Source organism: Thermocrinis ruber (genome assembly GCF_000512735.1).
GTDB classification, from domain to species: Bacteria; Aquificota; Aquificia; order Aquificales; family Aquificaceae; genus Thermocrinis; species Thermocrinis ruber.
Genome location: NZ_CP007028.1, coordinates 759,742 through 772,673, shown reverse-complemented (window position 1 = coordinate 772,673; position 12,932 = coordinate 759,742). Strand labels below are relative to the sequence as shown.

At 45.5% G+C, this 12,932-nt stretch carries 16 protein-coding genes; 10 read left to right on the top strand and 6 right to left on the bottom strand.

Going from position 1 to position 12,932, the window contains the following annotated elements; all coding sequences use genetic code 11:
- Positions 1-5: 5 nt before the first annotated feature.
- Positions 6-848, bottom strand: coding sequence for an ATP phosphoribosyltransferase regulatory subunit (locus tag THERU_RS04220; protein WP_025306032.1), 843 nt, complete (start codon positions 846-848; stop codon positions 6-8).
- Between the two features lie 103 nt (positions 849-951).
- On the opposite strand from THERU_RS04220, the gene THERU_RS04215 reads away from it, so the two are divergent.
- From THERU_RS04215 to THERU_RS04185, 7 genes are all read left to right on the top strand, one after another.
- Positions 952-1,161 carry a hypothetical protein gene (locus THERU_RS04215; RefSeq protein ID WP_025306031.1) on the top strand — a complete coding sequence of 70 codons (210 nt, stop codon included), beginning with the start codon at positions 952-954 and terminating at the stop codon, positions 1,159-1,161.
- A gap of 134 nt (positions 1,162-1,295) precedes the next feature.
- Entirely contained in the window at positions 1,296-2,462 is a 1,167-nt protein-coding gene (locus THERU_RS04210) for an MFS transporter (protein WP_025306030.1), read from the top strand.
- 9 nt (positions 2,463-2,471) lie between these two features.
- A complete protein-coding gene (locus THERU_RS04205; protein ID WP_025306029.1) occupies positions 2,472-3,026 on the top strand; it encodes a Maf family protein in 555 nt (184 codons plus the stop codon).
- Between the two features lie 103 nt (positions 3,027-3,129).
- Entirely contained in the window at positions 3,130-3,489 is a 360-nt protein-coding gene (locus THERU_RS04200) for a histidine triad nucleotide-binding protein (protein WP_025306028.1), read from the top strand.
- Positions 3,489-5,393 carry an ATP-dependent DNA helicase gene (locus tag THERU_RS04195; protein WP_025306027.1) on the top strand — a complete coding sequence of 635 codons (1,905 nt, stop codon included), beginning with the start codon at positions 3,489-3,491 and terminating at the stop codon, positions 5,391-5,393. The genes THERU_RS04200 and THERU_RS04195 overlap by 1 nt, the downstream gene beginning before the upstream one ends.
- Positions 5,386-5,841, top strand: a complete 456-nt coding sequence (locus THERU_RS04190; protein ID WP_025306026.1) for a TIGR00725 family protein — start codon at positions 5,386-5,388, stop codon at positions 5,839-5,841. The genes THERU_RS04195 and THERU_RS04190 overlap by 8 nt, the downstream gene beginning before the upstream one ends.
- A gap of 22 nt (positions 5,842-5,863) precedes the next feature.
- Complete coding sequence (locus THERU_RS04185; protein WP_025306025.1) at positions 5,864-6,220, top strand: hypothetical protein; 357 nt, start codon at positions 5,864-5,866, stop codon at positions 6,218-6,220.
- On the opposite strand, the gene THERU_RS04180 is transcribed toward THERU_RS04185, so the two are convergent.
- From THERU_RS04180 to THERU_RS04160, 5 genes are all read right to left on the bottom strand, one after another.
- On the bottom strand, positions 6,192-7,106 hold the full coding sequence (locus tag THERU_RS04180) for a glycosyltransferase family 9 protein (protein WP_245565788.1): 915 nt from the start codon (positions 7,104-7,106) through the stop codon (positions 6,192-6,194). The two genes, THERU_RS04185 and THERU_RS04180, sit on opposite strands and share 29 nt — an antisense overlap.
- A gap of 7 nt (positions 7,107-7,113) precedes the next feature.
- A complete protein-coding gene (gene moaD, locus THERU_RS04175) occupies positions 7,114-7,350 on the bottom strand; it encodes a molybdopterin converting factor subunit 1 (RefSeq protein ID WP_156916195.1) in 237 nt (78 codons plus the stop codon).
- Between the two features lies 1 nt (position 7,351).
- Positions 7,352-9,133 carry a translation elongation factor 4 gene (lepA, locus tag THERU_RS04170; RefSeq protein WP_038532108.1) on the bottom strand — a complete coding sequence of 594 codons (1,782 nt, stop codon included), beginning with the start codon at positions 9,131-9,133 and terminating at the stop codon, positions 7,352-7,354.
- Positions 9,134-9,209: 76 nt separating this feature from the next.
- Positions 9,210-9,896, bottom strand: a complete 687-nt coding sequence (locus THERU_RS04165; protein WP_025306021.1) for an OmpA family protein — start codon at positions 9,894-9,896, stop codon at positions 9,210-9,212.
- A gap of 62 nt (positions 9,897-9,958) precedes the next feature.
- Entirely contained in the window at positions 9,959-10,696 is a 738-nt protein-coding gene (locus tag THERU_RS04160) for a ferredoxin reductase (RefSeq protein ID WP_025306020.1), read from the bottom strand.
- A 41-nt stretch (positions 10,697-10,737) separates the two neighbouring features.
- On the opposite strand from THERU_RS04160, the gene corA reads away from it, so the two are divergent.
- From corA to THERU_RS04145, 3 genes are read left to right on the top strand one after another with little or no spacing between them, the layout of a single operon-like run.
- Positions 10,738-11,679: a magnesium/cobalt transporter CorA gene (gene corA / locus THERU_RS04155; RefSeq protein ID WP_025306019.1), complete on the top strand. Its 942-nt coding sequence runs from the start codon at positions 10,738-10,740 to the stop codon at positions 11,677-11,679.
- Positions 11,670-12,083 carry a hypothetical protein gene (locus tag THERU_RS04150; RefSeq protein ID WP_025306018.1) on the top strand — a complete coding sequence of 138 codons (414 nt, stop codon included), beginning with the start codon at positions 11,670-11,672 and terminating at the stop codon, positions 12,081-12,083. Before corA ends, THERU_RS04150 begins: the two co-directional genes overlap by 10 nt.
- A complete protein-coding gene (locus tag THERU_RS04145; RefSeq protein WP_025306017.1) occupies positions 12,067-12,930 on the top strand; it encodes an ROK family protein in 864 nt (287 codons plus the stop codon). Before THERU_RS04150 ends, THERU_RS04145 begins: the two co-directional genes overlap by 17 nt.
- Positions 12,931-12,932 lie beyond the last annotated feature (2 nt).

Below are 12,932 nucleotides of genomic sequence, written 5' to 3'. Positions count from 1 at the left end.
AAAGATTATAAAACTTCCAGTAGAAGATCCAAATATACCGCACCACCCACCGCTTTGGAACTGAGAAACAACTCATCGTACCGCCCACCCCCCGCAATGGGATAGCCAACCTCTGGATGGAAGACTTCAAAAACTATGCCCGTGTAATATTCTTGAAGCCTAATCTCCGAAAGGTCATAAAGCACCTTTACACCTGCTTCTCTGAGAAGACTTCCAAGATGCCTTAACTCTTCGCATTGGGAAGAATATTCCTTAAACCTCTCAGAAAACTCCTCAAGGACCTCCTCCCCACCGTAAGCCCTTAGAAGGTGGTATAATGGGTCTTCTTCTTTTAGTCCGTAGAAGTTCTTCTTCCTTAGCCTTTCTTTGGCATATTTGTCTTTGCACAGTCCTTTAACTATTTGAGTGTGCCCCAAGATCACCGAAAGCTCCTCCAGACCCATAGCTTTTAAGTACTCCACCAGCCTTTTTATTACTTCATACTCTCCTTCCGGAAAGGGCACCCCTATGAGCTCTATGCCCATCTGAAACCTTTCCATCTCCTTTGGAGAAAATACCGGACCCCAGTAGAAGACCCGCAAAGGCAGTTGAACCTCCCGCAGGCTGTTTAAAAATCTCATAAGGCTCAGCGTCCAGTCGGACCTTAGGGCGAGTATACTGCGATCTGTTTGTGTGCCAATCAAAAAGGGAGAAAGCCCCCAACTTTCTGGCGAATAAACCTCCAAGGTGGGAAGCTGGACAAACTGATAGTCCTCAAAGAGCTCGCATGCCAAGAGAAAGGATTTTTTCAGCTTTTGGGCATCCTCAAAGTTAAAAAATCTTTCACCCTCGGGAATTTGGCGTGCCATCTGCTAAAATTATAAGGGATGCTTAAAGTTAGGCGAGAGTGAGAATCTTGGGAAAAGGTTTTGCTTAACCATTTCTTAACAGAAAAGGTTTAATATTAAAACTATGGCAGGGGCAAAAGTGGAAAGGCTTATAAAAGAGTTGGAAGATAGGAAAAGTTTTTATGAACGCTGTCTGCGCAAAGGCGAAAGGAGAAGAAAGAGGGAGAGGGACCAATTTTTAACAGAGAAAGACAGAACCATACTGATTGAGTCTTTCGTGCTGGGTGGAATCATAGAAAATCTCATCACCAAAGTCATAAACAGGCTCTTTTAAGTCTTAGCAGAACTATCTAAGGATAACTGGGAAAAGTATGGGAAGTAGTATTAAACAGAAGCTTAGCTTGAGTTTTATGGCGCTGAGTTGGACTATGTTGGCGCTTTACGAGGTATTTGCTAAAATTATAAGGAATGCTTAAAAGCCTAACAAAAGAAGAGAAGAGAGTTATCCTTGGCATATCCTTTGCTGTGGCTGTTCGGATGTTAGGGCTCTTCTTGCTACTGCCCGTTCTTTCACCCTACTTGAAAACCCTTGACGGTGCCACTCCTCTTCTGATAGGGCTTGCCATAGGCGTGTATGGCTTTTCTCAAGCCTTTTTGCAGATCCCCTTTGGTTATCTATCGGATAAGCTGGGGAGAAAGCCTGTAATAATCTTTGGGATGGCAACCTACATACTGGGCAGTTTGATGGGTGGAATGGCAAAGAATATTTGGTTTATGGTGTTGGCAAGGTTCATTCAGGGCTTTGGTGCAGTATCCTCAGCCATGACTGCCCTCTCTGCAGACCTAACAAGGGAGGAGGTGCGAACCAGAGCTTTTGCCTTCATAGGTGCATCCATAAGCTTGGTTTTTACCCTCAGCATTGTGTTTGCCCCCATCGTGGCGGGCACCTTGGGAGTGCCCTTTATCTTTTACCTTACAGCCTTCCTTAGCCTTTTGGCTACCCTGTATGTTGCCCTTTTTATACCAGAGCCCAAAAACCATCACAGGGAAATAGAGCCCACCCTTAGGAACTTTTCCCTTGTTTTAAAGGATAAAAACCAAGCCTTTTTGAACCTTTCCATAGCCCTACTGCATGCCTTTTTGGTGGTGGTTTTCACGGTGGTGCCCTATCAGTTAGTTTATGAATATCAATTTCCAAAGGTTCAGCACTGGAAGGTTTACCTACCAGCCCTTTTGCTCTCTTTGGCCCTTATGGTGCCCTCCGTAGTTTATGCAGAAAAGAGGAAAAAGTTCCGAGAGGTTTTCTTGCTGGGTGTTTTGCTCATAGCCTTGGGGTTTATGCTGTCTTTTCTTAAAAACTCCTTTTTTACTTTGGTCCTTTTAGTTTTCTTCTTTTTGGTGGGCTTTCATCTTTTGGAGCCCATTATTCCCTCTTTACTAACACGGCTTACCCACAGGGATATAAGGGGACTTTCCCTTGGCTTTTTTAACACCACCCAGTTTGTGGGTGCATTTTTGGGCGGGCTTTGGGGCGGTTTTGTTTTAAAGCATGGGCTCATTTACATGACTGTCTTGGGCTTTCTCTTTTCCCTCCTTTGGTTTTTTGGGGCTTACCTTTGGTTTAAAAGGCTGTAAAATATTTCTGTGAGGTTTTTCATTCTTGCCTCCCAGTCTAAAAGGAGGGTGGAAATTCTCAAGATGCTTGGCTACCACTTCTTTGTGGTGCCATCTTTGGCACAGGAACGCAACGAGGGAGAACCGCTGATAGTTGCCAGAAGGAACGCCTACGATAAAGCCCTTAAGGTTTGGAAGGAGTACAAGTTTGCCACCGTCTTGGGGGCAGACACGGTGGTAGTGTTGGGCAAAAAGCTTCTGGGAAAGCCAAGGGACAAAGAACACGCAAAGGCTATGCTTTTGAGCCTTTCGGGCAAGTGGCACAAAGTGATCACTGCGGTAGCCATAATATCCCCCAAGGGAAGGGTGCTTTTCCACGACACCGCCTGGGTTAAATTTAGAAACATTGACGAAGGGGAGATAGATGAATACATTAAAACAGGGGAACCTATGGATAAAGCTGGAGCCTATGCGGTGCAGGGGTATGGTGCCAGGTTTGTGGAAAAGATCCGAGGAGACTTCTACACGGTCATGGGTCTTCCGGTGGTTAAAACGGACCTTTTCCTTAGGCGTCTTCTTGATTAGCCTGAGCGCCTGTGCGTGGGTTTCGGTTGGAGTGGGCACAGATGGTTCCAATGTAAATATTGGAGTAGGCACCCAAATACAGATTCAACATCGGAGGTAAGAGATGAAGGAGTGCATCTTTTGCAAGATCATAAGCAAAGAGGTCCCCTCAAAGGGTGTTTATGAGGATGAGTTGGTCTATGCCTTTCATGACATTAATCCCGTTGCCCCCGTCCACATACTGATAGTTCCCAAAAAGCACATCTTTGGTGTTCAGACCTTAGAGCCCGAGGACGAGCCCATAGTGGGACATATGTTCTACGTGGCAAGAAGGCTCGGAGAGGAGCTTGGTTTGATAAAAGGGGAGGACCTAAAGGGTGGCTACAGGCTTGTGTTCAATGTGGGTGAGGATGCGGGTCAGAGCGTCTTTCATTTGCACCTGCACCTTATAGGGGGTAGGAAGATGACTTGGCCTCCGGGTTGATGTCTTCCCAGCTCTATCAGTTTTTACTCAAAAAGGGCTTAGAGCCAAGAAAGGCACAGGAAGAGTTTTTCCGCATAGTCCACAAAACCATAGAGGAGGGTTCCATAAGCATAGTCCAGGCTCCCACGGGCACTGGCAAAACCTACGGCTACCTTATACCCATAATAGAACGGGGCGAAAAAGCCATCATATCCACTGGCACAAAGCTCTTGCAAGAGCAACTGAGAAGGGACATTGAAACCCTCAGGAGCTATTACTTTTACCTCACGGGGGAGGATGTGGATTATTTGGTGCTCAAGGGTAAGTCCAACTATCTTTGTCTGGATCGGCTAAAGGCTATGCCCTCTGACCAAGTGCCCGCAGAACTTGAGGACCTATTAGGCAGCCAATGGGACGGAGATGTGGAGTTTGCACGGGTAGAGCCTGAGTTTTGGTCTAAGGTGTGCGTGGATGATGACTACTGCACGCCTCACTACAGAAGCATATGCAAATATAGGGATGAGTGCTACTATTGGGCAAAGCTCAAAAGAAGGGAAAAGAAGGCAAGGATTCTTATCATCAACCACGCCCTGTTGGCTTTAAAGGACTTTGAGGACCCACAGGAACGCCTCTTGGTAATAGATGAAGCCCACGAGTTAGACAAATACATAACCTCCTCTTTAACTGACGGCATATCCACCTACACCTTAAGGGTGGAGATCATGGAAAGGATCCTACAATTTTTGCCCGATGCGGACAATGTGGATGTGGAGGGGTTCTTTGAAAGGAACTTCTCTGGGCTTTTTAAATCAGAACAAGAACATGTGCCTCTGCAGGACTTGGGACCCTATGTGAAGGACTTTGAGGATAGCATCCTAAAGCCCTTAAACCTGTATCACAAGAGAATAAGGGAAAAGCTAATCTCAGAGGTCCACGACTTTTTAACGTCCTCCATGTGGGTAAGCGAAAAGTTTGCGGAGTATCTGAGGCGTTCAATGCTTTTGGACTGGGAGGAATACTTTCAGCTTAAAGTAGGCTTTGAAGAACCTTCAGAAGAGGAAGAAAAGCTCATAAAAAAGTTGAAGAGCTACGAGCTTTTGGAAAGGCGTCTCCAAAGGGTAAAGGACTTTTACAAGAGTATGAAAGAGCGTCCCGCAGAACTTGGCTTTGCGGTAAGTAGAAAGTGGAGCAGTAAGTTAAGGACTTTCAACTACCGACTGGAGAGGTTCCCCGTATTTCCCGCCGGATACTTTGACCTGAATGGTTATAAGGGAGTGGTTATAACCTCCGCCACCGCAGACCCAGAGGACCTCTACTACACTATGGGCATAGTGGGCAACTACTATGAACTTCCCCACAGCTTTCCCTACGAAAGGGTAGAGTTTGTGGTCTATGGGGTAAGTCCAAAGGAGAAAAAGGAATGGGAAGAGTGCTTAAGGTTTGCCTACAAAAGGCTCAGAACTCTTTATGACAAAGTTTTGGTACTACTTACCAACAAAGAACAGATTGAACTTTTTAAGGGAGAGGAAGGCTTAGCTGTTCAGGGAGAAGACAGGCTCTCCTTTTTGGTGGAAGCCCTAAGAAGAGGAGACATAAAGGCACTGGTTGGGCTTGATAGTCTTTGGTTTGGTGTGGATGTTAAAGGAAGAAAGGGACTTTTGATGGCAAAACTGCCCTTTGACAGCCCAGAGGACCCTCTAACTTACCACAGGATCAGATATCTGCGAGAGATCGGAGAGGACCCCTTTGAATACCAAAAGAGAAAAGCCCTAATAAAGTTCAGACAGGGCATAGGAAGGCTCATGAGGAGCAAAGAGGACGAAGGGACCATAATTCTCTGTGATAGGAGGATCTTTAAGTTCAAAGAGTTCAAACGAGTGGTGGAGGAGTTAGGTATGAGAATAAAATACATAAAGAATGCGTAAGTGTGTGGCGGTAATAGGCTCCTCCCAAGCCAACGAAGAGGAGTATGAGGTAGCCTATCAAGTTGGAAGACACTTGGCTAAAAAGGATGTTGTTGTGGTCTGTGGTGGAAGGGGTGGAGTTATGGAGGCGGTTTGCAAGGGTGCCAAGGAGGAGGGAGGCATAACGGTGGGCATCTTAACCACCTACACGGGCGAAGAAGCAAACCCTTATGTGGATATAAAGATCAACACGGGCATGAGTTGGAACAGAAACCCCATAGTGGTGGCGAGCGGAGAGTTTGTGGTTGCCATAGGAGGACACTGGGGAACCCTCTCCGAGATTGCCTACGCCCTAATTCTCGGAAAAAAGGTCATAGGCTACAAAACCCACCCAATAGAGGGAGTTAAGCAAGTCCATAGTCTGCAGGCCCTTCTGGCTGAAATAGACCTCTCCCTTGAAAAAATGTAAAATTTGATTATTTTTCTCAATTATGACAAACAGCCTTTTATTTTTGGAGGATATGCTATTTAGAACACTCTCCAAAGAAATAGAAGAGCGCCATAGGGAGGTGTTAGCCCTTTACAGCCATGACCTAGAAATAACCAACATTGCCAACAGTATAAAAAGGCTGTGCGACCATATTTTTGAAATTTACAAAGGCATACCGGACCCCTCAAGGAAGCTGGACGAGAATCTGTATTCAACCCTCTACTATCTTCTCAAAGATATGAGCATAACCCTTTACGACCTGACCATCGCAGAGGGAGAACAGCTATACTACGTAATATCCTCTGCCTATCAGAAGCTAAACGGTGCCGCTAATCTCCTTGAGAGGCTAATGCTCTGACTTCCTTCAGCACCTCCTCGGGTGGGATCTGCAGGCACTTATAGGTGCGGTACTTACACTCCCCTTTTCCGTGCAATGTGCAAGGCTGGCATGGAAGGTTCTTTATGATAACCTTTCCCTCCTCTGGTAGAAGGGAAAAACCCAAGGTGGGATGGGTTGCCCCATAAATTTGCACCGCCTTTGTGCCCACAGCCCTCGCAACGTGCAAAAGCCCAGAATCGTTTCCTACAAAAACCTTTGCCAATTTAATGATGCCCGCAGTGTCCAAGAGGGAAAGCTTACCGCAGAGGTTTTGGGCATTGGTTTTTTCAAAGCCCTCGCACTCTCCTGGGCTACCCACCAAAACCACTTTATAGCCCTCCCTCTCAAGCCCGAGGGCTAACTCTCTAAAAAAAGGATATCTCTTTTTCTTGTACCTTGCTCCCGGTCCGAGTGCCACAAAGCCCTCGCCGTAGTTTTTTTTGAGCAGTTCCAACCTCTCCTCAGATATAAGAAGGGAAGGTCTGTAGCCTTCTTCTCCAACGGCTTTTAGATAGGCAGACACCACGCTGTAGGGCTTTCTAAAGATGGGAAACCTCAGGGCAAGCCGTCTTCTTAGGCTATCCTTTGGGTAGCTTCTCCAATTTCCTCTAAGGAGTAGTCTTAGGACAAGGGTCTTTAAATTTTTGTGCAGGTCTAAGTAAAGGTCAAAGCCTCTAAGTAGGTCAAGCCGGTTAAAGAGTTCATCTTTTCTTATCTGGATAACCTCAACCCTTGGGTCTTCCAAAAAGAGCTCGCCGTAGGGTGGATGGGTAAGAAGGTAGGGCTTGTAGCCCCTTTTTATGAGAGGCTCAAAAAGGCAGGAGGTCAGCACCACATCCCCAAGGGAGGAAAATCTAATCAGCAACGCCCTTTTATCCACCGCTAACGGGGGGTATCACCGCAACTGTTTCCCCGCCCTTTAAGATAAAGTCCTCCCCCACATACTCTTGATTGACTGCAAAAAGGCAGACTTTAAGAACATCCGCTAGATGGGGTTCCCTTTCTATGAGCAGTCTTCTTAACTCCCCTACACTACCAGAGAATTCTAGCATCTCCTCCTGCTTTCCAAGCTTTTCCCTCAGTATGGCAAAGTATAAAAGTCTTATCATCTCAGTCCACCTTCAAAACGCTCAAAAATGCCTCTTGAGGCAGTTCCACCTTGCCAAACTGTTTGAGCCTCTTTTTACCCTCCTTTTGCTTTTCTAAGAGCTTTTTCTTTCTTGTAACGTCTCCGCCGTAGCACTTGGCAGTTACGTTTGCCCTGAGGGGTGGAATCCTTTCGGATGCTATTATCTTATTGCCAATGCCAGCTTGCACCTTAACCTCAAAGAGCTGTCTTGGTATGGTGTCCTTGAGCTTTTCCACCAACTGCCTTGCCCTTCTGTAAGCCTTGTCCCTATGAACTATGAAGGATAACGCATCCACTGGTTCGTTGTTTATAAAGACGTTCAACCTCACCAGGTCCTCTTCCTTATAGCCTATGAACTCGTAATCGTAGGATGCATATCCCCTTGATAGGCTCTTTATCTTATCATGAAAATCCAGAAGGATCTCACTGAGGGGCATCTCATATTCTAACATAACTGTGTTTGGGTCTAAGTACTTAAAGCCCTTTTGAATGCCTCTCTTCTCTTGGCATAAGTTCATAATAGAGCCCACGTATTCCTTGGGTGTGATTATGGTTACGTTTACGAAAGGCTCCTCTATGGCTTCTATTAAGCCCCAATTCTCGGGTAGCTCGGAGGGGTTCTTGATTTCCTTCACAGTGCCATTTTTAAAACGCACCCTGTAGACCACACTGGGTGCGGTGGTAATCAGTCCTACGCCGTATTCCCTCTCAAGCCTCTCTTGGACGATCTCCATGTGCAAAAGCCCCAAAAAGCCCACACGAAAGCCCATTCCAAGGGCTGGTGATGTCTCCGGCTCGTAATAAATGGCTGCGTCGTTTATGGCATACTTCTCCAAAGCATCCCTTAGTTCTTCAAAGGTGTAGCCTTCAGAGGGGTATAGCCCCGCAAAGACCATAGGTTTAGCTGGTCTAAAACCGGGAACTGGACTGTCTGCAGGTCTTTTTGCATCGGTGATGGTGTCTCCAACCCTTATGTCCCTAACATCCTTTATGGACGCTGCAATGTATCCTACCTCTCCTGCAGAGAGCTTTTCAAACTTGGTCATCTTGGGTGTTTGGGCTCCCACCTCCGTTACCTCAAACTCTTTGCCCGTGGAAAAGAGTTTAATCTTTGTTCCGGGTTTTACCTCTCCATCAAAGACCCTAACAAAAGCCACCGCACCCCTGTAGGGATCGTAATAGGAGTCAAAGATGAGTGCCTTTAATGGAGCCTTTGGGTCTCCCTTTGGAGGAGGAATCCTCTCTATTATGGCGTTAAGTATTTCTTCTATTCCTATACCCTCTTTGGCAGAGGCCAGGATCACATCATCACCATCAAGCCCTAAAATTTCTTCAATCTGTTTTCTAACCCTTTCAGGGTCTGCGGCGGGCAGGTCTATTTTGTTTATGACGGGGATTATTACCAAATCCTGTTCCACCGCCTTCCAAAAGTTGGCTACTGTTTGGGCTTCTATGCCTTGGGTAGCATCCACTAAAAGGATAGCTCCTTCGCAAGCGGCAAGGGCTCTTGAAACCTCGTAGGAGAAATCCACATGTCCCGGGGTATCTATGAGGTGCAAAAGGTAGCCCTTGTGTTCCATTCTTACCGCTTGCAACTTTATGGTTATTCCCCTCTCCCTTTCTATCTCTAAGGTGTCAAGCATCTGTTCTTTTAGTTCTCTTCGAGAAACTGCACCAGTGTATTCCAGCAAACGGTCTGCAAGAGTGGATTTACCATGGTCTACATGGGCTATTATGGAAAAGTTTCTGATTCTTTCCAGCATAGATTCTTAAATTATAAGAGAAAGGTGGAATTATCAAGATGTAGAAAAGGCGGGGGAGAATGACCCCCGCAGGTGATTAATAAACGAGGAATATTTTCACAGCCCTTTGGGTTTTAAAGTCCTTACCAAGTAGGTCTGCTACTTCCTTACCGTAGGCAGCTACCCTTATCTTTCCTATATCAACACCCTTCTTGGCAAGGTAGCTGGCGGTCATTTGGGCTCTCCACATAGAAAGGTTGAAGTTATAGTTAGATGTTCCCCTTTTGTCTGCAAAGCCAACTACCAAGACCTCTCTACCAGATTCCTTTATCTTGTTCACCAGCTCATCCAATTTCTTTGCCTCGGACTTCTTTATGTTGAACTTGTTGAAGTCAAAATGCACAACACCCACTTCCTCCAACTGCCACTTGTAAGGACCCACACCTTCGGTTTTTGGCTGAGGTGCTGGTGGGGGCGGTGGGGGCACCTCTGGCTTTCTAGCTTCCAAAGCCCTTATTCTTCTTTCGTGGTCATCTGCAGTTCTTTCAAGGGAAGAAACCCTCTTTTCCAGGTCGCCTGCCTTGTTGTTGGCTTCCCTTGCCAATCTAAGGGCTTCGTCGGCGTTCTTCTTAGCCTCCATTATGGCCTCAAAGTATCCCTTGTAGCATTGGTCCAAGAGATACTTTGAAAATACCTCCTTGGGGCTACCGCATGGGTCTAAAGGCTTGTCTTGCGCGAACACAACTCCCCCAAGTAAAGAAAGTGCTAACAGGCTCTTTTTCATGGCATCGCCTCCTTTTACGGTTATTATAACATAAAACAAATGAAAATTTCATTAAAATTTCGTTAATCATACTTCTCCTTCTTTATCCTGTCCCTTTCCACACCAAGCCCTTCCAAGATGGAAGCCATATCATCCACAAAGGTAGGTGGTCCGCAGAGGTAGTAAAGATTGTCTCGTAGATTGGGAACTTCCTTTAAGATCATATCTTTGTTTATCCTTCCTGTATAACCCTTCCAATGTTCTGGTATTTCCCTTGTTAAGGTATGCACCACCTTTATGTTTGGAAGCTCAGAGAGTTTATCAAGCTCCTCTCGGTATATGATCTCTTCATAGCTGGTATTTGAGTAAAGAAGTATTGCAGAAACATCCCAAAGCTGGGCACTTTTTATGAACCTTAGCATGCACATTAGGGGCACAATACCACTGCCTGCACCTATTAGAACTATGTTCTTAGACATCTGGGGGAGCCATATAAATTTTCCGTAGGGTCCCTTTATCTTGAACTTGTCTCCTATCTTCACCTCCTGCGTGAGCACCACCGATGCCCTACCTTGGGGTGTGCGCTTTATAGTTAGCTCAAGTTTGTCTTTTTGCGTGGGAGGGCTGGCTATGGAGTAAGCCCTTTTTAGAATTTCACCGGTTGGTGGGTAGGGCACCTGTAGCATCACATACTGCCCTGGGTAAAAGTTAAAATCTATGTCCGATATATCAAACACCAAGGTCTTTGTAGTGGGAGTTTCTGTTTTAATTTCTATTACCTGGGACTCAAACTCAATTACGGGTAACTTTTCATTTTCCATAACTTTTAAATTATAGTCTAAGGTTGTTAAAATATTCTTTGATGATAAAAATATACGCCAGTTCAACCTTTGGATTTACAGAGCACTCGGTGGATGAGTTTGGAACGATCCCAAAAGACAGAATTTTATGGATTGACGTGGAAAAGCCAACGGAGGAGGAGATCCTCTGGCTTAAGAGTGCAGTTGGCTTTGAAATGCCACCGAGGGAAGTCTTTGGAGACATAGAGATAAGCAGTAAATACAGAGAAGAAGGTGAAAAGATCTTTATGAATTTCTCTTTTGTCATTCAACAAAAGGAAGACATACTGGTAGAGCCTGTCTTTTTCTTCCTCAAGGGTAGGTTTATGGTGACCATCCGGTACAGAGATATACCGACCCTTATGATCTTTCAAAGAAGGGTTGAAGTTCAGAGGCTTGTTTTCCAATTTCCGGAGGAGATGTTCTCACAGATCATAAGCATAGAGGTGGATAGAATAGGAGATAGGCTTGAGATCCTTGGAAGGCGTATAAGAAACCTTAGGAAGGAGGTCTTTGAAGAGCAAACGGAGGAGATCTTGAAAGATATATCCTACTATGACGAACTGAATATAACCCTAAGGGAGACAATAAACGAAAAGCTCAGAATTCTCTCTCACTTTGTAAAGAGCCCAAAGATCAACGCCCAAACCAAAAGAGAGATAAAGGTGATTCTTGAGGACCTTTATACGCTCTTGGATTATACAGCCTTTTACATGGACAAAATAGACAGCATACAGAACACACTGATAGGTCTTATAAACGTAAGGCAGAACGAAGCGGTAAAGGTCTTTACAGTTTTGGCAACCATCTTCCTGCCTGCAACCCTCGTAGCAAGCATCTTTGGTATGAACTTTGAAAACATGCCGGAGCTTCACTGGAAGTACGGCTATGTTTATTCCCTTGCCCTGATGGTTATAATCACGGTAGTTCTCATCTTTTGGGTAAAGAGGAAGGGATGGCTTTGAGAAAACTTAAAGAAATCAAGATTGAAGATGTACTTTTGGGCCTTATAGTTTTGTTTGCCATTCTTTACCCTCTCATCATAGCCTTCATCATATACAAGTCAGACCAGCCGGTGGAGGATGAGTTAGTGAACGCTGTGGTGGAATACTTCGAAGAGGGCAAATGCACCTTGGACGGTCCAAAGGGGCTAACAGTGGAAAAGAGAGAAGACTTGGAAAGACTTACAGCCCTATGCCAAAGGATAAACCAAGAGGGCTTTGATCTGAGAAAAAAAGAGGTTGAAGAAGGAAAGGCAATTCTGTATTACGGAAAAAAGGTAAAGGGTATGGAAAGAAAGCTTGTCATTGAGCTTACTATTGAAGGAGACAAGATCACAGGTATAAGAGACTATGAAAAAGGGCGTTGATGTGGGTGGAACCTTTATAAAGGTCCTTTGGGAGGATGGCAGAAGGGAGAAAATCTATGTTAGGGATATATCCCAAAACAGAGAAGAGTTTATAAAAAAGCTAAGGGAAGTTATAAAGGACGGTAGACCATCCAGAGTGGGCGTGGCGGTGGCGGGATTTACCTCCTTAGAGGGAGTGGTGTATAGGTCTCCTAACATCCCTGCCCTGGATGGGGTTGATGTGGGGAAAATTTTGGCAGAGGAAGGAATAGAGGGGGTTGTTATGAACGATGTGAGCGCTGGTGCCTTTGGGGAGTGGTTTTATGACTATAGGGATAGTAAAAGTTTGCTCCTTGTGGCAGTTGGCACCGGTCTTGGGGCAGGCTTTGTTCATGAAGGGAAGGTATTCTTGGGTAGCTGTGGTAGTGCCTTGGAGCTGGGACATCATACAGTGGAAAAGGGAGGTTTTCTCTGCAATTGCGGTAGAAGGGGCTGTTTGGAGGCATACTGTTCCTCCTATGGTTTAGAGAGGTTGTATGAAGTTTTTTCTGGAAGGAAGCTGAAAGATTATCAGATCGTCCAGAGGGCGAAGGATGGGGAGGAAGAAGCCCTAAGAAGTGTGGAGACCTTTAAAGAATACCTTGTTTTGGGTTTGATGAACGCGGTTCATATTCTTAACCCTGATTTGGTGGTGCTTGGTGGAGGGTTGATAGACCAACTTAGGGAGTTTTTGGGAGATTTAGAGATTAGGCTAAAGGACGCGGTGGAAAGTTTGCCCTCTAAGTGTTTGAGGGTCAGATTTTCTGAGTGTGGTGAATTCTGTATGGCACGGGGGGCTTTAGCACTTGCCTTAAGGGACGATTTTTAAGG